Source organism: Mucilaginibacter sp. SG564, assembly GCF_013149275.1.
GTDB lineage: Bacteria > Bacteroidota > Bacteroidia > Sphingobacteriales > Sphingobacteriaceae > Mucilaginibacter.
The window spans coordinates 260,701-285,322 of the sequence record NZ_JABGNA010000005.1 but is presented as its reverse complement, the minus strand read 5'-3'; the positions used below and the strand labels follow the sequence as shown (position 1 = coordinate 285,322).

General features: G+C 42.9%; 16 protein-coding genes and 1 pseudogene. 11 read left to right on the top strand and 6 right to left on the bottom strand.

The window, feature by feature from the left end:
- Window positions 1-9: 9 nt before the first annotated feature.
- The 4 genes from FHW89_RS13570 (at window position 10) to FHW89_RS13555 (ending at window position 5,257) form a co-directional block, all read left to right on the top strand.
- Window positions 10-1,590: an ATP-binding protein gene (locus FHW89_RS13570; RefSeq protein WP_172335591.1), complete on the top strand. Its 1,581-nt coding sequence runs from the start codon at window positions 10-12 to the stop codon at window positions 1,588-1,590.
- A 6-nt stretch (window positions 1,591-1,596) separates the two neighbouring features.
- Window positions 1,597-2,661 (top strand): DGQHR domain-containing protein, encoded by a 1,065-nt coding sequence (locus tag FHW89_RS13565; RefSeq protein WP_172335590.1) that lies wholly within the window; start codon window positions 1,597-1,599, stop codon window positions 2,659-2,661.
- Window position 2,662: 1 nt separating this feature from the next.
- A complete protein-coding gene (locus FHW89_RS13560) occupies window positions 2,663-3,622 on the top strand; it encodes a hypothetical protein (protein WP_172335589.1) in 960 nt (319 codons plus the stop codon).
- A gap of 168 nt (window positions 3,623-3,790) precedes the next feature.
- Window positions 3,791-5,257 (top strand): hypothetical protein, encoded by a 1,467-nt coding sequence (locus FHW89_RS13555; protein ID WP_172335588.1) that lies wholly within the window; start codon window positions 3,791-3,793, stop codon window positions 5,255-5,257.
- A 393-nt stretch (window positions 5,258-5,650) separates the two neighbouring features.
- Here FHW89_RS13555 and FHW89_RS13550 read toward each other — a convergent pair whose 3' ends face one another.
- The 3 genes from FHW89_RS13550 to FHW89_RS13540 form a co-directional block, all read right to left on the bottom strand.
- On the bottom strand, window positions 5,651-6,541 hold the full coding sequence (locus FHW89_RS13550) for a hypothetical protein (RefSeq protein ID WP_172335587.1): 891 nt from the start codon (window positions 6,539-6,541) through the stop codon (window positions 5,651-5,653).
- 25 nt (window positions 6,542-6,566) lie between these two features.
- Window positions 6,567-10,004 carry an ABC transporter permease gene (locus tag FHW89_RS13545; protein ID WP_172335586.1) on the bottom strand — a complete coding sequence of 1,146 codons (3,438 nt, stop codon included), beginning with the start codon at window positions 10,002-10,004 and terminating at the stop codon, window positions 6,567-6,569.
- 1,063 nt (window positions 10,005-11,067) lie between these two features.
- Window positions 11,068-13,434 (bottom strand): ABC transporter permease, encoded by a 2,367-nt coding sequence (locus FHW89_RS13540; RefSeq protein WP_172335585.1) that lies wholly within the window; start codon window positions 13,432-13,434, stop codon window positions 11,068-11,070.
- Window positions 13,435-13,656: 222 nt separating this feature from the next.
- Between FHW89_RS13540 and FHW89_RS13530 the strand changes: the two genes are divergently transcribed.
- The 3 genes from FHW89_RS13530 to FHW89_RS13520 all read left to right on the top strand — a co-directional run bounded on the left by FHW89_RS13530 (window position 13,657) and on the right by FHW89_RS13520 (window position 19,695).
- Window positions 13,657-17,076 carry an ABC transporter permease gene (locus tag FHW89_RS13530; RefSeq protein WP_216650567.1) on the top strand — a complete coding sequence of 1,140 codons (3,420 nt, stop codon included), beginning with the start codon at window positions 13,657-13,659 and terminating at the stop codon, window positions 17,074-17,076.
- 309 nt (window positions 17,077-17,385) lie between these two features.
- The gene (locus FHW89_RS13525) at window positions 17,386-18,195 is read left to right on the top strand and encodes a helix-turn-helix domain-containing protein (protein WP_172335584.1); all 810 of its coding nucleotides are present in this window, start codon (window positions 17,386-17,388) and stop codon (window positions 18,193-18,195) included.
- 51 nt (window positions 18,196-18,246) lie between these two features.
- Complete coding sequence (locus tag FHW89_RS13520) at window positions 18,247-19,695, top strand: alpha/beta fold hydrolase (RefSeq protein WP_216650566.1); 1,449 nt, start codon at window positions 18,247-18,249, stop codon at window positions 19,693-19,695.
- A gap of 145 nt (window positions 19,696-19,840) precedes the next feature.
- Here FHW89_RS13520 and FHW89_RS13515 read toward each other — a convergent pair whose 3' ends face one another.
- Together FHW89_RS13515 and FHW89_RS29140 are read right to left on the bottom strand one after the other, a co-directional pair.
- Window positions 19,841-20,158, bottom strand: a complete 318-nt coding sequence (locus FHW89_RS13515; protein ID WP_172335583.1) for a serine hydrolase — start codon at window positions 20,156-20,158, stop codon at window positions 19,841-19,843.
- A gap of 80 nt (window positions 20,159-20,238) precedes the next feature.
- Window positions 20,239-20,409 (bottom strand): annotated as a pseudogene (locus tag FHW89_RS29140) (serine hydrolase); the annotation flags it as partial.
- Window positions 20,410-20,838: 429 nt separating this feature from the next.
- On the opposite strand from FHW89_RS29140, the gene FHW89_RS13505 reads away from it, so the two are divergent.
- Entirely contained in the window at window positions 20,839-21,060 is a 222-nt protein-coding gene (locus FHW89_RS13505) for a hypothetical protein (protein WP_172335582.1), read from the top strand.
- 9 nt (window positions 21,061-21,069) lie between these two features.
- On the opposite strand, the gene FHW89_RS13500 is transcribed toward FHW89_RS13505, so the two are convergent.
- Window positions 21,070-21,471 (bottom strand): DUF5655 domain-containing protein, encoded by a 402-nt coding sequence (locus tag FHW89_RS13500; protein ID WP_172335581.1) that lies wholly within the window; start codon window positions 21,469-21,471, stop codon window positions 21,070-21,072.
- 108 nt (window positions 21,472-21,579) lie between these two features.
- Between FHW89_RS13500 and FHW89_RS13495 the strand changes: the two genes are divergently transcribed.
- The 3 genes from FHW89_RS13495 to ligD are packed head-to-tail and all read left to right on the top strand — an operon-like array spanning window position 21,580 to window position 24,616.
- Entirely contained in the window at window positions 21,580-21,741 is a 162-nt protein-coding gene (locus tag FHW89_RS13495; protein WP_172335580.1) for a DUF3606 domain-containing protein, read from the top strand.
- 41 nt (window positions 21,742-21,782) lie between these two features.
- Window positions 21,783-22,004, top strand: coding sequence for a hypothetical protein (locus FHW89_RS13490; protein ID WP_172335579.1), 222 nt, complete (start codon window positions 21,783-21,785; stop codon window positions 22,002-22,004).
- A 2-nt stretch (window positions 22,005-22,006) separates the two neighbouring features.
- Window positions 22,007-24,616, top strand: coding sequence for a DNA ligase D (gene ligD, locus FHW89_RS13485; protein ID WP_172335578.1), 2,610 nt, complete (start codon window positions 22,007-22,009; stop codon window positions 24,614-24,616).
- Window positions 24,617-24,622 lie beyond the last annotated feature (6 nt).

The window sequence follows — 24,622 nt, the reverse complement described above, 5'->3', positions numbered from 1 at the left end:
CCAAAATGAATGAAGCAAAAAATTAAGGATGTAGAGGCGTCGCCCTCAAAAAGAATCTATCATTCTATTATTGCTGATTATCATTTGGACATAGCATTATGTGAGTTAATTGATAATGCACTTGACAACTGGAAGCTTTTAGGAAAAAAAGCCAAGTTAACAGTTAATATCGACCTTGATTATACAAGACAGATAATACAGATAAGCGATAATAGTGGAGGATTAAGGGAAGATGAAATTCAATTGATGGTTAGTCCAGGGCATAGTAAAAATGCTGGTGATGAATCTAGTATAGGTTTTTTTGGTGTGGGTAGTAAACGTGCTGTTGTAGCATTGGCTGAAGAAGTAAAAATTTATACTCGCTTCAAAAAAGAAAAAACACTGTTTGTTGAAATAAATGATTCATGGATTAGTGATTCCAGTTGGGATGTCGAAGTTTTTCAAGTTGACAACATTGCTGAAAATTCTACATTAATTGAACTAGTAAAACTGCGGAGCCAACTGGTTGAGGCTAACCACCCTGACGCTTTCAATCACCTTGGCGCAACTTATTCAGAGTTTATAATAAATGAAGACTTTGAAATTGTTTTGAACGGAGAAGCGGTTGCTGCAGTTACATTCGAAAGTTGGTCATTTCCACCTGGATATGAACCTACCAGCTTTTCAGGAAACATTGACTTCGGTACAAAAGGTGTAGTTGGAGTAAATATAATTGGAGGGCTGACTCGTTCCGGTGATCCGTCTGGGGGTGAATATGGTGCATATTTTTATTGCAATGGCAGATTGATCGCCCGAGCATATAAGGGAAGTGAAATTGGTTATCGTCAAATTAGAATTGGTCAGCCTCACCCCTCTGTTTCCCTTGCTAGAGCTATTATTAAAATATCTGGCCCCGCCTCTTTAATGCCATGGAACAGTAGCAAGTCTGACATAAATATTAAACACCCAACTTACATTGCGGTTCTCGATCATATTGATCAAGTTTTATTTCATTATTCTCAACTTTCAAAAAAATGGAGTACCGGCGGCGGTTGGGAGCAAAATATATTTCAATATAAAACTGGTGAGATAAAAGAGGAATCTGTAGGCGTAATAACGAGTTCAACACGTATACATCTTCCTCCGATACCTAGGGTTGTTCAACACAAATTTGTTGATGTAATTAAAGCTCAAAACAAGGAGCTGGCCAAAGAAAAGCCGTGGGTGAAAGGTCATTATGAAGCGATTATCGCTGTGGATGAACTGCCCAAATTAAAATTAGAGCAAAATAATAGAATTAGTTTATTAATCTTAGACAGCACGTTAGAAATCGCCTTTAAAGATTATCTTGTAAATGAATCTCCCAATACAATATCTGAAACGCGATTGTTGGGAATAATGAAAGATAGATCGCAGGTTCATGCTGAAGTAAGGAGAACCGTCAAACTCACACCCAAAGTTTGGAAAAAAATAGAATATTATTACAAACTAAGATCTGAATTAGTACACAAAAGGGCAACTGTAACCATATCTGATGATGAACTTAAGGTCTTTAGGGAAACTGTAGAGTATGCGCTAAATAAAATGTTTAAGCTCACATTTAAGAGTTAAATAATTATGGCAAAAGATAACATTGAATATTTGGAGGCTGTAACAGCTTTACCGATAAAACAGGGTGAATTTGAATTTTATGTGTTTACTATTTCCGCCAAAAAATTACTTTCTGTTTCCTATACCAGCGAGCGTACGAAAAGTAATAGAACAGGTATTCAACGGGGCCTGAGAAGAGATCGTCTGATCACTATCGGGCGCTATTTGCAAGGGAAAATTTCTGGTGAGCCAATTTTGCCGAATACTATTATAATTAGCCTGAGTAATGACAGCTATTTTGAGAACGGTAAATTGCATATTGCTAACAAGCCGGCCGCTGAAGCTTTTGTCATTGACGGTCAACACAGGCTTTGGTCATTTAAAGAGGAATTCTCTGGCGACTTTGATACTCAAATAGTCGTTTCAGCATTTTTTGAATTAGAAGATGACAAAAAGGCTCTCATTTTCAAAACTATAAACGGGGAGCAAAGAAAAATAAATCCATCTTTAGTTTACGATTTGATCCCAATGCTGCGAGATAAAAATTGGGTTGAATTTGAAACATGGAGATCGCAAGAGATCGTAGAAATCTTAAACACAGATGAAAAATCACCATGGGCTGGTAGAATTTCCATGGTTGGAGAGTCAGGAAAAATAATTAGCCAATCGTCATTCATGACGGCTCTAAAAAAATTATTTAAAAAAGGGCATATTTTCAATATTTCTGATTCGCAGGATTTCTTAGAAACCATTACACAAGAGAAACTCTTATTTGAATATTTCGATGCTTTTAGCAACGAGTATAGTGTCGAATGGGATAACAAAGATTTCTTTTTATGTAAATATATAGGTGTGTCAGCGATCCTTAATTTATTAGAACTAATAATAGCTGATTTGAAATCAAATAATGTAACCGTCGTTGACAATGACGGTTTAAAAATACAATCAAAAGATTTTAAACCATACACTGATAAACTAAGTGTATATAGATTTTCCGCTAAAACAGCTAAAGCAGAAGGCAACTCATATGTTGGGGAAGGTGGAGTTAATGAGTTATTCAGAAAAATCAATCAAATAGTATTTCCTAAATAAAATGGTTGAAACCGGACCAATCACAACAAACTTTGATACGCTTAAAAGTAAAACTTGGACGTTAAATGATCAATTAGCCGCATTTTCGGGTAATTTCGTCAGTAATAAAGTTCCGTTAGCAAGCATAATTGAGCCTATAATTATTCCTTTGGGGTATGGAAATGCAATTCGTGACGGCCATACACTCGAAGGTAATGATATTACCTTTTCATTATTAAACCAATCATTAGAGTATTTTCAAAAAGCACTATACAATTTTGCTTCACACTATGCGCTCGCTCAAAAAGGATATAGCACTTGGGCGAGTGTTACTAATTATTACTCTAGCTACTTTTCGATCTTCTCCTTATTATCTCTTCAAGGTCGCGCATTAACAAGAATTAAATTAAATGGAGCCGATGACATATTGTGTTTATTACATCCCAGCGACTTCAGAAATCACCGATACATATTGACTACACAAGAAAATAGGAACGCTACTCATAAACTGCCATGGATAAAGTATTATGACATTTACAACCGCTATCCCTGTTTAAAACCTGAATTTAATGTAGTGCAATACAAGCAATTCGTAACTGAGCCGATAGATGAGTCGGAAGAAAGGAATAAAATAAACTATAAACCTTTTGAAGGTTTTCAAGAAGTGATGAGTCTTCCAGAGCTCGTTGCCTTTAAAACGCAATATACAAGTTCGATAGCTACACCTGCTATGGGCGATTCAATGGATAAATATTTACAGGCATTGAGCGCATTAGCAACTGATCCCGATTTGAAATTCTTTGCAAGGTCTGCATTGAGATTAGTATTAATAAGAACCCTTTTTGAAGAGTTAAGTAGTGTAAATGTAGATTTTAGAGATGAACTTCTTATAAGAATTCCAATTTGGCAGAATACTTTATTCGATACTTATAATCCGCCGGCAAATTACTACGAAGGTTTTATTCCAACTTTTGTGAATTAACTAAATTGAAATTATCGACGAAAAATAACAATAAAAAATCTTATAAAGAATTAGTAAGTTTGTTTAAGGCATAGGACCTTACCGATCATTTGAGAGGTCATTCTACGTTATGTTATTCATTAATTTTATCAGTTTAGCTACGGCATACTTTTAAAAGATGGGAACAGAATGCTAAAGGATGATAAAATCGAGCCCAAAGATGTTAGCCACTTTGGGCTTTTTAATATGATAATATTTATCCAATTTTCTATCACCGATGTCAGGGCCTTTAATGGAAGCCATAGCCATCTTCTTACATTGCCGCAATGGCCGTCTCCCACACCCGAGAAAGAATTTGTTAGAGGTTCAGGACAAATTATTGCGCGTTCTAAGAAAGGCTTAAATAATTGGATCGGTGAGAACTTTATATGTAAAATTAAAAGAGGTATCAAGTTAAATGAACCAATTTTGTTTGAGCCATTGAACCTCAAAATTCAAAATATTGGGAAGCACCAATTTTCATCAGAAAAGTTTATCTCAAATAAATATGAATTTGTTTTTGCGACCAGAGGATATGATGGAAAAAAAATAAAGTATGAAACTATTCTCCAATTAATAAGCGAATTGTTCCTTTTGAAATCTGAGGTTAGGGTTTCTTCTAATGAATGGAAAGCAGATCCTTTAAAAAGGTTAAGCATTAATTTAAAGAATTTTCACCTTTTTTATTCGACGAAGAAACTAAAGCTGTTACGAACTGATATTGATAATTTATACAATTGCACTCCGCAAGTCTACATTTATCTAGATGATAATGAAAAGTTTACATCAACACCAAAACTGATTGAGTCAAGTAAAAAAATATGGGCTGCTTGTAAGTTATATACTACTACGTTAAAAATTCAAAATCTACCAATACGGCTTTGGATTCATGAACGTTTCACACAAAGCACGTTGATTACTTTAAATAGATCTTTGAGGATAAGTATTTTACGATTACATACTGAATATGAATGTCTTAAAAACGTATTTTTGGCTATATCTCAAAATAAAATCGCTATTACTCCTTTTTCAGTTGAATCTGACAATCTTCAGGCATATCTAAATACGGCTATCAGCACTATTTTAAGTGATGAGAAAAATGTCGATGATCAAAGTGACAACGATTTTATATTGAGTATAAAAAAAGTGTTTTTTAATTTTCAACCAGGAGAACTGGAAACATTTAAAAATAAAATTTTAGCACTTAAATTTAGACCTCAAATACTCCAAAAAACAATTAATTATATAGATAATTCAATCAAAATTCAAATGGAAGAAAATTACAACGTCAGTCATTCTCAAGTCGGAGCAATAGGAAATAACGCTAAATCCGACAACAATACATTTCAGCAAATTCAATATAATATTCCTGGTGATATAAATTACGATGAATTGCAACAAGGCTTGGCAAAATTAAAGACAGCGATGAAAGGCGAAGCTGAGACATCGGATCAATTCGCCGCAGTGCAAAATATCGCAAAGGCAGAAGAAGAGGCGGTAAAGAAAGATGGGAATGGTGTTATTAAATTCCTAAAAGCCGGGGGGCAATGGGCGATAGATACTGCGACAAAAGTGGGCATTTCAGTTATCACAGAATTGATAAAACATAACATGTGATCTCATTTAACCATTAGTATTTTCAATCGTAAATCACTTATAACTTAGTTAATTGCAGAATTATGTTTGAGCAATAACCAGTTACGACGCTTTCAAGTGGTTTTCGTCAACTTTTTATAATTTGATTTGCCCTGATTATCAAACTATGCATTTTCGTATGATTAAAGGATAACTGAACATTATCAAAGCCTTTGACGGCCAGCAAGAGTGACTGTATTATGTGGTACACATGATTTATAAACACGCCATGGTATTGATAACGCCATCTATAAAACTTGCTTACAGGAATCATAATTTCTGTGTTTTATAAAATGACGAGAGAATATCCAATACCTGGAAAATTCAAATTCATCGCTATTCGCTGCTGCATTATCACCTATTATTAGCCGCTTACTACCCACCATTGTAACCTGACCGTTTCAAAAAATCATTGACGGCATCGACGTTGGCGTAATCCAGCTCGATTATCGCTTTCAGCGCTGCTTTTTTATCGGTCGCCTGGTCATAGTAGGCCTGGCAGATCCGGTAACCGACGAAATAGCCAAGGTCGGGTGCCGCTAATACCGGGTTATTACCGGTGCTCACCCAATTGTCGTTGTTCCGGGTGTACATTTCCTTTTGAAAGGACTGCCATACTTCTTTTTCATGCGCTGTCCCATGGTTCATATAGGGGGTTTTGGCGGGGATGTTCGTCACCAGGCTGGCTACAAAGTCGCATGCCCCTTCCCGGATAGCTGAGGTCAGCACGTTGATCTGCTGGAAATCCGGCCGCTTTTGCTGCGTGTGCATATATTCATGGATGCCCATCCGTACCAGTTCGTCGCCGGTCACCGCCTGGTTGTTCAAAACGACCTCAACCCCGATGAGGGAAAGATTACCGCGAATGGTTCCGCCCTGCTGCCTGATGCCAACGATCAGGAAAGACCGCGCGGGTTTAAAATCAGGGTACATTTTCCGGAAGCGAGCTATCTGGCTTTCCAACTGCCGCACGGCAGTATCGATCAGCGTTTTTTTCAGGTGCAGGTTATCCCAAAAACTTGGATCTGACTTCAGTAAGGCCAGCCATTGCAGGTCCAGGCCGTCTTTATTGCGCATAAAAGCGATCAGCCCCTCGCTCGCCCTGCCGATGTAAAGGCGGTTGACCAACTCCCGTTGCCTGGCGGTATTGCGGGTCACCCGAACACTGTCCCGCATTTGCCAAAAGTGTTCCCAATCGGTTTGAGAGACCTGTTGCGCACGGCAAAGCGCCGGCGTCAGTAAAAATAATACGATCAGCTTTTTCATAGAGATATGTTAATTAAATGTCCGCTCATTCGCTCCTTAGACTTCTGACCGGGTTAGTGATCGCTGCTTTGATCGATTGAAAGCTGATGGTGATGATGGCGACGCCGATCACCAGTAAGCCACCGGAAAGAAATAACCACCAGCTGAGCGCTATACGATAAGGATAGTGTTGCAGCCACCGGCTGGCAGCGATCCACGCGATTGGAACAGATACAGCCAGTGAGATCAAGATCAGTTTTAAAAAATCAACCGACAGCATGGAAACGATCCGGCTGACTGACGCCCCGAGCACCTTGCGCACACCGATCTCTTTGAGACGTTTTTCAACGGCCAGAATGGATAAACCAAACAGGCCGGTACAGGAAATAAAAATAGTCAGTATGGCACTGAAGAGGATGATCTGCTTCCACCTGGCCTCGGTCGCATAGCTTTGTTCATTTTGTTGCTGTTTAAAAGCGTAGATGAAGGGACTCATGGGAAAGAGCCGCTTAAATGTCCTGGCGATACCTTGCAGGCTTGCCGTTTCCGTACCGGGCTTGATCTTTATATACAGCATACCGTAGCCGCCAGCCGCATCCATTGTAAAAAACTGCGGGCCGATCTTCTCGGTTAACGGCCGGTAGTGGTAATTTTTTACTACGCCGGCAACCACATAGGTTTTCCCATCGAACGTTTTGATCTGCTCGCCGATGGGCTGCTTCCAGCCGGCTTCTTTTACGAACGCTTCATTCACCAACGCCGACTGTGCCGCATCCCCGGAATAATCCACAGAAAAATCCCGGCCTGCGATCACCGGTATGTGCAATAGTGTCAAATAGGAAGCATCAATAGTCTCCACGGAAATGTTTACCTGCTGGTCGCCACTTACTTTTACCGTATTATTATTATCGCCGCCATTCTTTGCTGCAACACCAGTGATCGTTGGGTTTTTAAGCAATTCCTCTTTAAAAAAAGCGGCTTCACTGCGGCTCAACGGATACTTGTTTACGGTAATCAAGTTCGTATCATCATAGCCCAGGTTTTGCGTAGTGAGGTAGCTGAATTGTAAATAAATGGTAATCGCGCCGATAATTAAAAAAGACGCCAGCGCAAACTGAAACACGACTAATATTTTCTGCAAATAATTTTTGCCTGCCAGGTTAAAACGGCTGTATAAGGTTGCTACTGGGTCATAGCCGGACAACACCATAGAGGGGTAAAATCCGGCCAGCAAACCCGTGCTCAGAAAAAGCGTGATATAAGAGATGATCATCCTGAAATTCAGCAGGTAGGTAAGCGAAAGCGCCTTATTGGCCAATTGGTTAAATACTGGCAATATTGTCACCACGATAGCCAACGCCAGCATAAAAGCCATCAGACAAAGGATCAGCGACTCACTTAAGAATTGGATACGCAATTGTCCACTGGTGCCACCGATGACCTTTCTTATGCCAATCTCTTTAGCTCGTTTGACAGAGCGCGCCACGGTAAGGTTGACAAAGTTGATGCAGGCGATCAGCAATACAAAAATGGCGATGGCTGAAAGGATATAAGAGAATTCGGGATTGCTTTTGTCGCTCAGGATCTCATTCTCATCTGGCACCAATCTGCCCAGATGGATGTCAGCAAGTGGCTCCAACAGGTAAGCTATGCCGATATTTTTTACGCCATATTTGTTTTTGATCTCGCTAATGGCCCTACCTGCATCAGATTCAAATACGCGGTCCATTTTATTTTGAACGGCTTTAATATCTGCACCGGGCGAGAGCACGACGAACGTGCTGAGGAAAGAATTGAACCAGTTGCCATTATTGCTTTCATCTGTGGCTGAAATATTGAGCGGCAGCAAAACCTCGAATTTTATCGAGGAGTTTTGCGGACAGTTCTGCGCAACGCCGGTTACCACATGAGGTGTAAAGATACTGTCCTGCCTTATGGCAATCGTTTTTCCTACCGCATCCGCAGTACCAAAATATCTTTTGGCCATTCCTTCGCTGATCACTATAGAATTGGGTTCCGTTAAAGCAGTTCGGGCATTGCCGCTAAGCAACGGGAAATTGAATACGGAAAAGAAATTTGTATCGACCAGGCGGATAGCTTGAGACTGAATGTCGGTACCTGTTTTAATATCCGCTTGCGCCGGTTGAAAACGTACAAAACTTTGTATTTCGGGGATGTTCGCAGCAAAACGCGGACCAGGGAAATAACCCGTATAGCTGCCATTTGAAACACTGCCGTCGCCTTTGCTAGTCTGCTTGTCTATGCGGTATATCCTGCTGACATTTCCATGAAAACGGTCATAGCTGACTTCATCCTGCACATACAGCAGGATCAGCATCGCACAGGCAAGTCCAAAACTTAAACCTGCGATATTGATGAATGAGTAGACCTTGTTCTGCAACAGGTATCTGAATGCGGTTTTAAAATAATTCCTGAACATGTAATTGCGGTTTGATTTTTCTTTGGCCCATGCTATCGGGCTTTCTGAAGGCAATATTACAGGGGGCATTGGTGAAGGGGTTGCCAACTTATCAATTGGCAGTTCTTTTTTCAAGCTATTTTTGTATTCTAAAGGGGTTTTGCCGGTCAGTTCTTTAAAAGCGCGGTGAAAAGTCCTTTCTGAGTTGAACCCTGATTCGTAAGCGATACCGACCAGCGTAAGGCGGTCGTTGGCCGGATCGCGCATTTTACGGACGATCTCTCGTACCCTGAATCCATTAATAAAATCGTTAAAATTTTGTTCCAGGCCAAGATTGATGCTCTTGGATAGATCATGGGGATGTATTCCCAATCTAACGGCGAGTGATGTTAATGTTAATTCCGGATCGGCATAGAGCCGGTTTACCGTCACTACCTCTTTTAACCACCTGCCTTTTTCCCTGGCATCTGACCTGTCGACCACGGGTACAGACAATTGAGTACTACCCTCCGGTTTTAATAACACATGCACAACCATTCCCATCAGCACAAATGCTATGGCAAAAGCGAAAAGGTCGTTAAACAGCCAGAGTATGCAGAAAAAGCCTAGCCACACCAAGGCTTTTTTCACTCTTCTGAAAGCGAAGCGTGGCCGGTCCATCAGGACAGGCTGTAGCTGACCATAGAACGCCTGTATTAGCTGATAGGACATGTATAAATAAATCAGCACCGATCCCGGGATCAACCAGGCCGGCATCCAGGCACCCGCAGGCAAGAGCCAAAAATGTAACATATCCTTCCAACTGAAATGCCTGTCTGGGGTGATACGTTGGCGCACATAAAAATATAACAAAGGCCCCAGGGCCGGCGAAAAAAACGAAACCATTCCCCCCGTTTTCAACACAGACACAGTCAAAGCGAAGTTTAAAAATAAGTTTGTTGTATGGCCGTTCTTTTTTGTGAACCCTAAAAGCAGAGCCAGCGTCAACCCGGAAAACAAAGTTGCCAATGAAGCCAAGTCGTAAAATGCGATATGCGAACTATGGTTCTCCAGTTGGTTTAACATTTCAATTGCTGTTTAAGAATAATAAAATACTGGCTATTATTCATGACAAAATTATCACATAAACATTGTGCGCGGATTGTATACCCAAAAATATGATTTGGGTGTACGGTACTAAGCATCAGCCGAAACGGGATAATTTATGGAGCATGATCTTAGATTTATTATACAAGACGCAGGGACACCTTAAATGTGACAAGCTGCCCCACTCAGCTATAAGAGCGGCCGCAGTTTTATTGGCAAAAAACACAAAAGCCAACCAAAAATATTTCATAATGAAAATAAGCCATTTAGGATTATCTTAAATGGATCTGTTGATATTCGCTTTCCTTTTTAAGTATTTGTTGTACAGTTGCCCAACCGGTAAGGAAGCAAAAAGAATTCTTACCATCACGAGTCCAAATAAAAGATGATAAAAATGTGCGTTGAGTGCACCAAATGGCATAAAACAGAGGCCGTCAGGACTATTTCGTGTTCTTGATAGGAATGAAAATCATAATTGTATTTGTTTTTACCGTTGAAATCCTTATTTTAAATGTTACAATTAGAGTTATTTCGCCTCATTGTTATTCGTAGCGCGGGAACACTTTTTTATCGTAAGATACTGACAATCAGATAATATAATGCGGATATTCAGAACCCTCCTTTTTCGCCAATTTTTATAAAACACCGCAAGCCAACGACTTGTGAGGATTTTTTCATTGTCTCTAAAAGACAGGAACCTTGCTTTTTAAAATTTACCCCCTAATTTGCGAAATTAAGCTGTTTTTAAATTTCGGTTCATTGAAAATTATCAAAAACACACCACCTCTCATTGCGTCTTTCGTTGCGTCTTTTTTTCTGGAAAAAGACGCTTTTTTGCCGTAATTAATTGAAAAGGAGATGATGTTATTGTTGGTGTTTTTTTGATAAAAACCATCATATACAAAGAAATCTAATTGATGAAGGAGAGCAGGTTACTGCGAAAAAATTAAAAACATTCTTACAGGCAAGAGAGAAAAAAAGCATTTCATTCTGGAAGCGTTCTCTTAGTTGGTAAATAGGAAATACCATACACGTGTAATAACTATTCATTCCGCAAACTTTGAACCGGATTTGCTGCCGCCGCTTTGATGGTTTGATAACACAATGTTATCATCGCAATGAAAAGCACAAATACAGTTGCAAACAGGAATATCCAAACGTTAAGATGGATTCTGTACGGATAATCCTGCAACCACGTTTGCATGGCCCACCAGGCAGCTGGTGTTGATATAGCTGCAGAAATTACAATCAGAAAGGCAAAATCGGCAGAAAGCTTTCTGACAATACCTTCGACGCTGGCACCTAACACCTTGCGGATTCCGATTTCCTTTTTTCGGTGTTCGGCAGATAATGTTGCCAACCCAAAAAGGCCAATGCAGGATATGAAAATAGTGAGTGCCGCCCCAAAAGTTACTATTTGCTTCCATCTGGCCTCTTTATCATATTGTTCTGCAAGTTCATCTTCTTTGAATTGATATTGATAAGGAATGAACGGGAAATCGGCCTTGAATTCTTTTTGGATGCGGTCTAATGCCTCCGGTTTATAATGGGGATTGATCCGGACAAAAATGTTCCCCCAGGGATAATCAGGGTTCATGCTGTACAGTATAGGTGAGGGTTTTTCCAATAGGGACAAGTAGTGATAATCCCTTACTACGCCGACCACCGTATACTTTTTATGATCATGAAAAAAATCTACTGTCTGCCCTATTGGATCTTTCCATCCGGCTTCTTTGACAAACTGCTCGCTTACCAAAACAGAATTGGCGCTGTCGGCAGCCATATTCCTTGAAAAATTACGGCCCTTAAGCACGGGCACCTGGAATAGAGGCAGGTAATCTTCATCAACTTTCTGCACATCAAAATTGAATACCCTTGATCCGTTTATGTAACCCTCCGTTCCCCATCTTCCGCCCTGGTCGGCGGTGATACCGTAGATATTCGGTGCTTTTGCCAGCTCTGTTTTGAACAGGTTGAATTTATTTTTGTCAATATTAAAAACGCGTATCGATACAACATTGTCCGCATTATATCCCAGGTCGAAATGCATGAGGTAATTGAACTGCGTATAAATGGTAATAGTTGCGATGATCAGAAATGTGGCTAATGTGAATTGCAGAATAACCAGGCCTTTTGATAAATACTTTTTATCCGTCAAATGGGGGCGGTTATAGAGCGTCTGTACGGGTTTAAAGCCGGATAATACCAATGCCGGATAAAAACCAGCCAGCAGACCGCTTAGCAGAAATATCCCGATATAGCCCGATACTAAGCGCCAACTCAGTAAATATGAAAATGCAAGTGCCTTATTGGTGAGTGTATTAAAAAAAGGAAGCGCCAGTTGAACCAAAGCTATTGCGAGCATAAATGCGATAAAGCTTAAGATAAGTGATTCGCCCAGGAATTGTACGATCAGTTGCGTTCGCTGGCCTCCAAATACCTTGCGGATGCCTATCTCTTTGCCCCGCTTGAGCGAGCGGGCCACCGTAAGATTCACGAAGTTCATACAGGCTATGGCCAGGATGAATAATGCTATTGCTATCAGGATATAGGAATATGTCGGTTTACTGGCATCGGATAGTCCATTACCAGCAGGGTAATCAGTACTGGTATGCATCGCTAGAAACGGTTGCAGTTTGTAAGTCATTTTATCCTTTGAGCCGGAAGACTTGAGCTCGCTTTCAGCATCATTCAGGTATAGCTGGTTGATTTTTGTAGACAGTTTTCGAATATCAGAGCCCGGTTTTATAATCAGGAAGGTGTTTTGGAAGAAGTTAAGCCAACCATCACGTACTTTTCTTGATGCCTGGGGCACCAGCATTTTAATTTTAATCGATGAGTTTTGGGGTGACTGCTTTGTCACGGCAGTTACCGTAAACGGCTGAAAAATATTGTGTATTTTTAGTTGAAGTGTTTTTCCTACGGGATCTCCGTGTCCGAAATATTTTTCCGCTGTTTCTTCCGAGAGGATAATTGACTGCGGATCGCTTAACGCATTTTGCTTTTTGCCGTACAGTAAAGGAAATGTAAAAACTGAGAGAAAATTGCTGTCTACAAATAGCGCTGTCTGGTCAAATACCTCATTATCCCGTTTAACCGTAAAATCAGTGCCATATACCCGGACAAAACATTGCACCTCGGGTAACTGGCTTTTGAATACCGGTCCCTGTACGTCGCCTGTGCCTGAAAATTTGTGTAGCTGTCCATCCGGGCTTTTGGCGTCAACCACCAGCTGGTAGATATTCGCAGCTTGTACGTGAAACCTGTCATAACTTACCTCGTCCATGGCATACAGGAAGATCAGCATGCAAGATGCTAATCCTACGCTAAGGCCTGCAATATTGATCACAGCGAACGACTTGTTGCGCCAAAGATTCCTGATTGCCGTTATAAAATAATTTCTGATCATAGATAGCTCATTTAATTTGTTGGACTGTTTTCAAATATTGTGAACGAAATTAGAAGAAGTACAAATGATTGACGTCCCAACTTATGAATTGGCACCCATTTGCCGCCTGTAAGCGAACAGTGCGCCGTCCGCTTTCATTACAAGGATGGTCTTTACCTTTTCCAGTAGTTTGATTACCAGATAAATGCTAAATTGGAACAATCATTGACAAACGATTTCCTGTTGAAAACACAACTATTTCATATCAGCTTATATGACCTGGCTTCATTGGGAACACTGTTCGCAGGAATTGCTGTTGCGCTGCTATTAGGGTTGGCTGAAAAGCCTGCGAAAAAGGCCAACTTATATTTGAGTCTGGCCCTGGTGGTTACGACAATATATACCGGGGGAATGACCTCATTTTTATTACCGGCAATGGGCCCGTTGTTATTTTTCTATGTAAGGCAGCTTATCCGGCCAGAACAACGGTTCGTTCTGAACGATATGTTATTACTCTGCCCCTTATTGATATCATACTGGATGCCGGTCTGGGCGATCTTGGTTTCAATCATCATTTATCTATACCTGGCGCATCGGCTGATTCAGAATTTTTATGATAAGCTTCAGCCTGTGCTGATGGACAGGCCGCGTTTTGCCTTTCGGCGACTTAACCGCACCTTGCTGTTGCTTGGTTTGCTTTGCCTGTTGTCCTGCTTCATTAACAGCCTGCTTTTTGCAATCGCTTTCCTGTTAATGATAATGGCGTCTGAACGGTTGATTCAACCGGATCATGATGTGGAGCTGATTAGGGCAAACAATGAAAACATCGATGCCAGGGAAAAAGGGCGATGGCTAAAGGAAACGGTTGCGGCAGGCCGTTTTTATACCGATCCCGATCTCGCACTGGCTACGCTTGCTGTGCAACTGGGGATTCACCCGCATGAGCTTTCGAAAATCATGAATTTGGGATTGAAGAAGAACTTCAGTGATTTTATCAACGAGTTCCGTGTCCGCGAAACCATCCGTAAAATGCGTGACCCGGCATACGATCACCTTAACTTATTGGGCATTGCCTACGAATCCGGTTTTAATTCCAAGACGACCTTTAACCGTGTTTTCAGGGAGATCACCGGCAAGACACCTTTAGAATATAAAAAAGAAGTACCAATTCATAAGTTGGCACTTCGCCCTGCTGTACAAGCTGCAATATTGCGTCAGGAAACCCAAAAACGCAATTTTATGATCAGGAATTATTTAAAGATCGCTTACCGCCAGTTGCTCAAGCAAAGAATGTATGCCGTGGTAAAGATCGGCGGCTTTGCCCTGGGCATCGCTGCTTGTTTACTCATTGGCCTGTATATACATTACGAAATGACCTTTGACCGTTTTTACCCGGGTGCTGATCGTATTTTCCGGGTGGTTGGCGATGGCGAGATGAGCCGTGGCCTGGCCTGGCCGGCACCCTTGTCAAAAGCGATACAGCAAGATTTTCCAGAGGTGGAATATGCCGGTCGCATGAGACTCCTTAACTCCTACCTGGGCCATGCACAAATACGCCGGGCCGATCAGCGGCAGAATACTTACGAGCAGGGTATCATTTATATTGATCAGTCGTTTTTCAGCGCCTTTGAGCTGCCCATGGTGTATGGTGATGGTGCTACTGCTTTAAAAGAGCCGCAAACCCTGGTGATCTCTAAAGCTATGGCCGATAAATACTATCCAGGCCAAAGCCCGTTGGGTAAGGTCATGTATATAGATAATGACCAGTCGCATCCTTACCGAATCGGTGGGGTGATGGCTGATATTCCTGCGAACTCGCATTTATACCCCTTCCATTTTTTCATCACCCTCTCCGGGATGGAATTTGGGGCCGGCGAGCAAAACAGCTGGCGTTGGTATAACTATATTCAGTACGTTAAACTGAAAGCCGGGACGAACGTGGCCGGATTTGAAAAAAAACTGAATACCGGCCTGCGCAAAAACTACCTGATGCCTGAAGCACGCAAAGGGGGCGCGCAAGACCCCAAGGCCGAAGCGGATAAGTTCCATATTTACCTGCAGCCGGTGCCCGATATTAATCTGTATTCTTACAATTTTTCAGACAGGTTAACCAATGGCGATATCCGTTTCGTCTGGCTATTCGGCGCTATCGCGCTGTTTATCCTGGTCATTGCCTGCATCAACTTTATCAATCTTTCTACGGCCAAATCGGCTAGTCGTGCTAAAGAGGTCGGCCTGCGCAAAGTGGTAGGTTCGCATCGCGGCAGCCTGATCGCCCAGTTCCTGACGGAATCACTGATCTACAGTTTCATTTCTTTCCTGCTGGGTATTATGATTGCCTGGCTGTTCCTGCCATATTTCAATAACATCGCTGCAAGATCGCTGGTCATGCCATGGCTGGAATGGTGGTTCGTGCCGGTCATCTTGCTTTCTGTTCTCGTAGTTGGTACGCTTGCCGGTTTGTACCCTGCTTTTTATCTTTCCGGTTTCCGGCCGGGACAAGTATTAAAGGGCACCATCAGCACCGGCAGCAAGAACCTGACTTTACGCAATGGGCTCGTTGTTTTCCAGTTCGCCGCCTCTATCATCCTGATGATCAGCACGGTGGTGATCTATAACCAAATGCATTTTATACTCAACCGTAAGGTGGGTTTTGATAAAGACCAGGTCATGGTCATCCAAAGCACGAATACGCTGGGCGATCAAAATATTAAGAATTTTAAGAGCGAATTGACTAAGATAGCTGCTGTCAAAAGCGCTTCCATCAGTGATTACCTGCCGATAAACGGCACCTCGCGTAATGGTAATGCTTTTTTTAAAGAAGGCCGTGAAAAACTTGATCCCCCCGTTTCGGGCCAGATCTGGCAGGTGGATGATACCTATCTCGGTACCTTAGGCATCAAGTTGCTCGATGGCCGGAATTTCTCTGAAGCTATGGCTGATGATACGGCAGGAAGATCGATGATCATCAATCAAAGTATGGTCAGGAAACTGGGTTTGAAACATCCGCTTGGCGCACGGATCAGCGACAACGGCATATTTACGGTCATTGGGGTGATGCGGGATTTTAATTATGAATCGATGCGGGATGAGATCGGGCCTGTGGCGCTTCACTATGGCCTGAGTACATCCATGATGACCGTTAAACTGCAAGGCGGCGACCTGCAGCATACGATTAGCAGTGTGACGGATGTTTGGAAAAAATACTCGCCCGATCAACCCATACGTTACACCTTTCTCGATGATGACTTTGCAAAAATGTATGCAGACGTGACCCGTACGGGTGAAATATTTACCAGCTTTGCAGCATTGGCTATTATTATTGCCTGCCTGGGTCTGTTCGCGCTTTCTGCTTTCTTAGCCGAGCAGCGCAGCAAAGAAATAGGCATCCGTAAGGTTTTAGGCGCCAGCGTACAGGGCATCACCACCTTATTATCGTTGGATTTCATTAAATTGGTTGTGGTAGCCATTTTAATTGCATCTCCCATTGCCTGGTGGGCCATGCACCAATGGCTACAGGATTTTGCCTACAGGATTACAATTAGTTGGTGGATGTTTGCACTGGCGGGGGTGGGTGCCATTTTGATTGCTCTGCTCACGGTCAGCTCACAATCCATCAAAGCTGCGCTGGCGAACCCTGTAAAGAGTCTTAGAAGCGAATAATGACTTTTAATACGCCGATTTCTGCTATGTCATCGTCGTACTTTAACTGAGTGAGTTAGTCTCGTCCAAGCAAAGATTCAAAAAGCATTTTATTTTTTCGCAACTTCTGCTTCAAGTATAGTTCCCATTAGTTACGTAAAACGCAGTTTTGAAGCAAAGCTGGCAGATAACTTATATACTGGTACATGCTGGAACATTTTTAGCTGAAAACGGAAATGAGATTTTAGCGTACACAGATACGTATTACGCATACTGTAACGAATTTTTTTTAAATACGTCTATTAGCTGTAAACCCATCCCATTGTTAACATGGTCGAGATCTTCGATAATATTAGAAAAACATACAACTTTGCATCACCATCTGGCGAACTTTACGAACATATAGAGTTTTACGGGGAGACTTGCGTTGATAAAACTAGCCTGTTTCTGAGGGGCCAGCACTATACGATCAAAATGTTTCCAAGCTGGACACCAACCATTTATCTGAATCTCGGAGCGCCATATCGTATGATCGTCGATGATAGACTCCATTTGATCGAAAAAGATCGCGATGTACTCATTTTGCGTGACTCCGTTGTCGAACGCTTGAATCAACCGGATGATCACATTTTCATCGTTAAATTCAATCCCGGTGGCCTAGAAGCGGTCCTGGGCATTAGTCAGTTGGCACTCCTGAATAAGGTAGTTGATCTACGATCTATACTGCCGCACTGTCTCATCAGCGAATTGAGGTCTGCAGAAAGCTTTTCGTGCCGGTGCAGGCTTATTGATGCTTATTTATTAAATAGTTATCGTCCAAAATATCAGCAAGATCATTACTTCAAATTAGTACAAGATGTTATAGATGTCTATGTCGATAGCGGCATGCAGCTCAATAATGCGGCGCTATCAGACAAATTTTTTACAACGTCCAAAACGGTGAACCGGTATTTTAGGAAAGTTATCGGGATCACGCCAAAAAAGTATTTTTCAACGCTCCGCGCACGTACCGCGCTGACAAGTTATATGACCCAAGGAAGCCATTTCAATCCTTATGCATTTGGTTATTTTGACCACAGTCATTTTTACAGGGATGTTGCCCACTTCACTGGTCAAAGCATCCGTCGGCACGATCTTTAAGTTGTCCGTTTTTTCCTATTTCGGCACCATTGCTTTGTTTTAATTTGTATCATGATGAAGATTAAACTACTTTCAGTGATACTCTTGCTTAAAATCATAGCAATTCATTCATCCGCCCATGCCCAGCATTCCAAGACTTCTATCGAGTGGAAAAAGTTTGCCCCCGCGGACCCTCGCCTGATCGTTAAATCCGGCTATCTTATCGTTTCCGAAAATCGGCTAAAGCCCAATGGGACTAAAGTAAAAATACCGTTTATCTTTATTCGTCGACCAGAGCAGGACGCGCGAAAAAACATATCGCTTTACTCAGTTGGAGGCCCCGGGTACAGTACAACGAGCGGCATTGACAGCATAGGTTATGAATTTGGCTATTTGAAATTCGGCGGCACCATTATGTTCAGCCAGCGCGGCACTAAAGATGCTATACCGTCACTGGCTTGCCCGGAGATTGACGAAGCCGTAAGGCAGAGTTATCGCTCGGGTAAAGATCGGAATGAGCTCCTTAATAATGCCGTCCGGGCAGCAAAGGAAAGATTAATCCGGTCAGGCATCGACTTGTCAGCTTATAACACATTGGCCTGTGCGGAAGATATCAACGATTTGCGACTGGCATTGGGGCTTGATTCCCTAAACCTGATCGGACTATCTTACAGTGGAGGCCTGATGATGACCGTCGCCAAGTTACATCCTGAGGCTGTACGGACACTCATTCTGAGATCCCCGCTTCCCAGCTTCGTTAATTACGAAGAAGATGCCTTAACAAATTTTAATGAAGCCTTAGAACAGATTTTCATAAATTGTAAAGCTGATTCCACTGGTAGCGAATATGGTGATCTGAAAAATAAGTTTCAGCGATATTTTACAAGGATAAGCGGAGAGAAGTTTAGCATGAAATATTTGGAAAAGGGAACAAAGGACAGTTTGACGGTCACCTATGATAAGAGTGATCTGTTGGATATAATCAACAGCAGGTTGAGCGACGGCGAGGTCAGTGGCACTCCAAAGGTCATCATAGATATGATCGGTGGTAAACACCAACCTTACATCAGCGCATTGCTTGACGGCTATTTTAAAGGCAACAGCTCCATATCACGCGGTATGCGATACTCGGTGTTTTGTTCTGAACAGGTTCAGTTCACCGATTACGCAAAACAAAAAAAACAGAATGAGGTACTTCCATGGTTAAATGGCTACAGATACAACGATGTAAACCCAACCGTCTGTAATTGCTGGAAGGTTGCAATTGAACCAGCCGCGGCTAAAATGGCTTTATACAGTTCTGTGCCGACCATTATTGTCGGAGGTGATACAGACCCCGGCTGCAGTATTTTCTATAACAGGTTAATTAAAAGAACGCTGCCTAACAGCCAGTTGCTGATCCGGCATAATGAAGGCCATGGAAGCGGGTTCAAGGTAGACGGTATCGATTACCTGGAGTTGTTTTTGGCTCATCCTTACCAAAAACTCGTAGCTCAATCTAAAGATCTTAAAATTGAGTGACCATTTGTGAACCAGGAATTCGCCTTTTCACAAATAATGCACTGAGGAGACAACGTAGGAAAAACATCGAATTAGAATAAAAACGCATTGACGTTTTTAGGATGTAACGCAGTATTTCCTTTTAATCGTAGCCCCAAACACCGGATCAAAGGTCGGTTCTTCTTGCAATCTGCTGAATACCCAGGATCAGTTGGTTCATGTTTATCCGGTTGTTCACCAGGATTACGCAGCCACTGCCTAATTCAGGAAAGGCTGAAAGATTAGCAGCAAAGCCCATCGTGCTGCCATTGTGCTGAATGTCCCTGTAACCTTTGCGGGCTGCCACGCCCCAACCAAGTCCTATCACATTTGCGGTTGGCTGATGGCTAAGCTTGACCGCCGCATCATTTTCGGCGATCTGTTGCGTCAGGTAAGTAATCATATCGTTAAGACTGGAATGGATAAAGCCGGCAGGGCTGAACATCCCTTCCTGTATGTAAATATTTGACCGGGCATTGTCGCTATAAGGTACTGCTATTCCTGCTTCAATGCCGGAGTAAGCGCTTACCAGGTGTCAGGCATTCCGAAGGGCCGGGTAACATATTGTTTTAATAGTCCCGCAAACGATTTACCACAGACCTTTTCCAGCAGGTGCCCCAGGAGGACATAGCCCCAATTGGAATACCGGAAGTGATACCCAGGTACCGTATCCAGTTTGACTTGATGGAGCGCTGCATAAAAATGTGCAGCATCAGTGAACGATTAATATTACGATTTTTGACTCAATCGCCGTAGAGACAAAGACTCGGCTCTTGTTCATACTAACCTGAACGATAGTTGAACCATTTTGTAAGATAGGACACAGTAACTTCGTTAACTTTCAAAGTAACATAGGCATGTAATCCAATAATAGATAACTGAACATTATCGTGCATCAAGTCAATTTGGTTTTTAATGAAAGAAGTCATTTTCGAATCTCCTACTTTATAGGAAATCGGCTAACGGAAATAACATAAAAAGGCAATCCGAAAATGATCCGGGTAAATTCAGGTACCAGACATTTAATGCAAATAGAATAATCGCCCTTTTTTAGGGTCTAGATTGTATTGATCGGATCGGCGCAAGACAAAAACAATTGACGCCTGTATTTGATATCTTTGCCGAATGACTAACGAAGAGTTGATCGCTTATTTTAAAGATCGAGAATTGCCTCAAATTTTAAGGATTAACCGCGCGATAACACAACATGAGGTAGCCGAAGCAGTGCAGCGGAATATCGAACTTTTACAGCATAACCCGAATGACAGCCGTGCTAAACACCGGCTGATGCAAATAATGGACGCACTGGAAAATCCCTACGACGGCCCTGGCATTCCGTCGTTATAACTGACAAAATTAAACCCCTTCGTAAGATTCGCGGAGGTACATAAATATTCGCGGTTTAAGTTCGTCAAGGCTGGTCAGCCGGATATGGTTCTCATACTTCTTGCCAGCGGCCACGCTTTTAATCACGGGCTTTTCTTTATGCTGCACTTTAGAATAGAATTTAAGGTCGAGCCACTTCTTCATCGGCCGGATCACCAGAAAACCGGTACGACGGTAAAATACAATGCAATTAGGTGTCGTACTGATGAGTACTTTCGGCCAGTCAGCAACTTCCGCCAGTATCTTGTCAAAAACCAGTAGGAGTTCTTCAGAGCGGCCTTCAAAAAGGCTATCCAGGCTGACCCGCTTACAATAATGCCGGAAGTCTTTCCAGGGCAGTTCGCGTTCGCATTTGGGACAGGTCCAGCTCATCATACTAATTTTTAAAAGAACAGGCCGAAGGGCGCTGTGTTTTAATCCTCAAAAAACTTGTTGGAATGGTATTTGTTAATTTACTAAAAACAACTAAAAACATCTACTATGAGCACCAGAGGAAGTAAAGTGGAACGGAACTCAGTATCGAACCAGCCACATGAGATCAAGTATGAAGCGCGTAAAGAAGGAACCAGCCAGCAGGCGATCAAAGACGCTAAGAAATCAGCCGGTAACCAGCGAAGCGCGATAGAAAAGAAAGTTAAATAAGCGAAGCCCCGAAAGGGGCTTTCGCATCAGCATGAATACCGATGAGCAGTGCATTTGTCAAAGAAACAGAATCCGAGCAGCTAAAAGATGTGATGCCAAATATGGCCTCGCTGTTATTTTTTCTGAAAAGGGAGAATGGCGGAACGATACGCGAACTCCATAGGCGCTTCAGCGAAAAGCATCAAAAGGAAGTCCATGAAATGAGCGACGGCCTCGGTTATATGCTCAATGAGGCTAACCAGTGGCAAGTCGTACTTGATTAAGCATGGAGGAACTGGAACAATACAAAGCCAAGCGGAATTTTAAAAAGACCGCTGAACCGGCTGGCGGCAAACCCGGCACGGACAAGCTGTTGTTTGTCGTCCAGAAACATCATGCTTCGCACCTGCATTATGATTTTCGCTTAGAGGTTAAAGGCGTACTCAAAAGCTGGGCCGTACCACGCGGTCCATCCATGGACCCCGAAGAACGGCGGCTGGCCATGCCCGTCGAGGATCATCCCTATGACTACAAGGATTTTGAAGGCATTATTCCCAAAGGGCAGTACGGCGGCGGCACCGTAATCGTCTGGGATGAGGGCTGGTATGAACCGGCCACCGACGAAAAGCTCCAAGACAAAGCCGCCAAAGAGCATTGGATGATGTCCAATTACTATAAGAATGCGCTGAAGATCACCCTGCATGGCCACAAGCTGAAAGGCGATTTTATCCTCATTAAATTCAAAGAAGATAAATACGATGGCGGCTGGCGGCTGATCAAAACGGATGACCAATACGCGACAAAAGATGATATTCTATTAAAAGACAAATCGGTAATTTCCAAACTGACCATTGAACAGATGGCAGAAAAGCAAGGCGTGAATATTTGGAATAGCAACCGTGAACCGGCAAAAGAAAAAACAACCGAAGTCAGCATCGATGACCTGAAAAAACAAGGTATTAAAAAAGCTATCCCTAAATCGGTGAAACCGATGCTCTGCACACTAACCAAAGACGTAGTGACGGATGAAGACTACCTGTACGAAGTCAAATGGGACGGCTACCGCATTATATCCTACATTGAAGATCGAAAAGTCCGCATGGATTCCCGCAGCGCGCTGGATTATACGAAGAAATACCCGCCGGTGGCCAAAGCATTAAAGGAACTGGGCCATGATGCTGTGCTTGATGGTGAAGTAGTGATTTTCAATGCGGAAGGTAAGCCTGATTTCGACGCGCTACAAACATTTAACGGTCACGATACACCGATAAATTATTGCGTGTTCGATCTGCTTTGGCTGGATGGCTACAGCCTGATGAATTTACCGCTGACTGGCCGCAAAGCGATCCTAAAAGAGTTAGTAGCGGGTAACGAAGTCCTGCGCTTCAGCGAATCGTTCGATGACGGCCAGGCGCTATACCAGCAGGCGCTCGACCTCGACCTGGAAGGGATTGTCGCCAAACGCAAAGACAGCAGTTATATCCCCAACGCGCGCGACAACAACTGGCTCAAAACACCCACCCGCAAACGGCAGGAATTTGTGATCGGCGGCTGGGCCGAATCCGATAAGGTGCGCTCTTTCAAATCCCTGCTATTCGGCGCCTATAACAGCCGGGGCGAATTCGAGTGGATCGGCCGTTCGGGCGGCGGCTATAAGCAAAAAGACATGCCGGGTATCCTGGCCAAACTCCAGAACCTCGAAATTAACAAAAGTCCTTTCATCAACAAAGTGCTGGATACCAAAGGTGCCAAGACCCACTGGGTCAAACCCGAGCTGGTGGCCAACTTTGAATTTGCCACCTGGACTAAGACCGGCCGGATACGCAAGCCGGCAACCTTTTTGGGTTGGCGGCTGGACAAAAAAGCGCAGCAGGTGGTGCGTGAAGTGCCTTTGAGTGACGCGCAGGAAGAACAGATCAAGGAAGAGCCAAAACCGGTTGTTACCGACGCAGACAGCAACTGGCCCAAGATCGAAAGCAAAAAGATCAACTCCGAACGCGAGTTTGATTTTGCCGGCCAGACCGTCACCATGAATAATATCGAGCAGGAGCTCTGGCGCGGCATCACTAAGGCGCGACTCATTACTTATTACTACCAGATTCGTCCCTATATCCTGCCGCACCTTAAAGACCGTCCTCTATCCCTGCACATTAAGCAGGACGGCGCTAATGCGCCTGGTTTTTATATCAAAAACATGGAAGGCAGGCAGCCGGAATACCTCGATATATTTTCGGATCAGCGCCGTCACAAAAAGAAAGGAAAACGTGACCAGATCGATTATGCGGTCTGCAATAATGAGGCTGCATTGTTGTACCTGATAAACCTCGGTAATATCGACCTGAATCCCTGGAGTTCGCGCGTCAGCAGCCCCCAGGAACCGGATTTCATCAGCATCGACCTGGACCCTTCGGATGAAGACTTCGGAAAAGCGATCAAAACAGCTCAAGCGGCCAAATCAGTTTTTGACACTCTCAAACTGACATCGTTTGTAAAAACCTCTGGTAAAACCGGCATCCATCTTTTCATTCCTTGCCAGGGCTTTGATTTTCCGAAAGCAAGGACATTAGCCGAAAAGATCTGCGACCTGGTTTGCCGGCAAGTATGCGATATAGCCACTACTGAAGTGAGCGTCGAGCATCGCGGCAATAAACTGTTTGTCGACCCCAGCCAAAACGATTATGCCGATACGCTGGCGGCGGCTTATTCGGTGCGCCCCTATAAACACCCGACAGTTTCTACGCCACTGGAATGGAAAGAAGTCAAACAAAAATTGGACCCCGCCAAGTTTACCATGGATACTCTGCCCGACCGGTTGGAAAAGAAAGGCGACCTTTGGCAGGACCTGCGCGCTTCAAAGGTCAGTCAGGCCAATACGAAAGCCTTATTGAAGTTGTAATTATGA

Bases quoted from the DNA above. Each gene is read 5' to 3' on its own strand.
- FHW89_RS13570 (WP_172335591.1), top strand. From the start codon at position 10: ATGAAGCAAAAAATTAAGGATGTAGAGGCGTCGCCCTCAAAAAGAATC.
- FHW89_RS13565 (WP_172335590.1), top strand. From the start codon at position 1,597: ATGGCAAAAGATAACATTGAATATTTGGAGGCTGTAACAGCTTTACCG.
- FHW89_RS13560 (WP_172335589.1), top strand. From the start codon at position 2,663: ATGGTTGAAACCGGACCAATCACAACAAACTTTGATACGCTTAAAAGT.
- FHW89_RS13555 (WP_172335588.1), top strand. From the start codon at position 3,791: ATGCTAAAGGATGATAAAATCGAGCCCAAAGATGTTAGCCACTTTGGG.
- FHW89_RS13550 (WP_172335587.1), bottom strand. From the start codon at position 6,541: ATGAAAAAGCTGATCGTATTATTTTTACTGACGCCGGCGCTTTGCCGT.
- FHW89_RS13545 (WP_172335586.1), bottom strand. From the start codon at position 10,004: ATGTTAAACCAACTGGAGAACCATAGTTCGCATATCGCATTTTACGAC.
- FHW89_RS13540 (WP_172335585.1), bottom strand. From the start codon at position 13,434: ATGATCAGAAATTATTTTATAACGGCAATCAGGAATCTTTGGCGCAAC.
- FHW89_RS13525 (WP_172335584.1), top strand. From the start codon at position 17,386: ATGGTCGAGATCTTCGATAATATTAGAAAAACATACAACTTTGCATCA.
- FHW89_RS13520 (WP_216650566.1), top strand. From the start codon at position 18,247: ATGATGAAGATTAAACTACTTTCAGTGATACTCTTGCTTAAAATCATA.
- FHW89_RS13515 (WP_172335583.1), bottom strand. From the start codon at position 20,158: ATGTTCAGCCCTGCCGGCTTTATCCATTCCAGTCTTAACGATATGATT.
- FHW89_RS13505 (WP_172335582.1), top strand. From the start codon at position 20,839: ATGACTAACGAAGAGTTGATCGCTTATTTTAAAGATCGAGAATTGCCT.
- FHW89_RS13500 (WP_172335581.1), bottom strand. From the start codon at position 21,471: ATGAGCTGGACCTGTCCCAAATGCGAACGCGAACTGCCCTGGAAAGAC.
- FHW89_RS13495 (WP_172335580.1), top strand. From the start codon at position 21,580: ATGAGCACCAGAGGAAGTAAAGTGGAACGGAACTCAGTATCGAACCAG.
- FHW89_RS13490 (WP_172335579.1), top strand. From the start codon at position 21,783: ATGAGCAGTGCATTTGTCAAAGAAACAGAATCCGAGCAGCTAAAAGAT.
- ligD (WP_172335578.1), top strand. From the start codon at position 22,007: ATGGAGGAACTGGAACAATACAAAGCCAAGCGGAATTTTAAAAAGACC.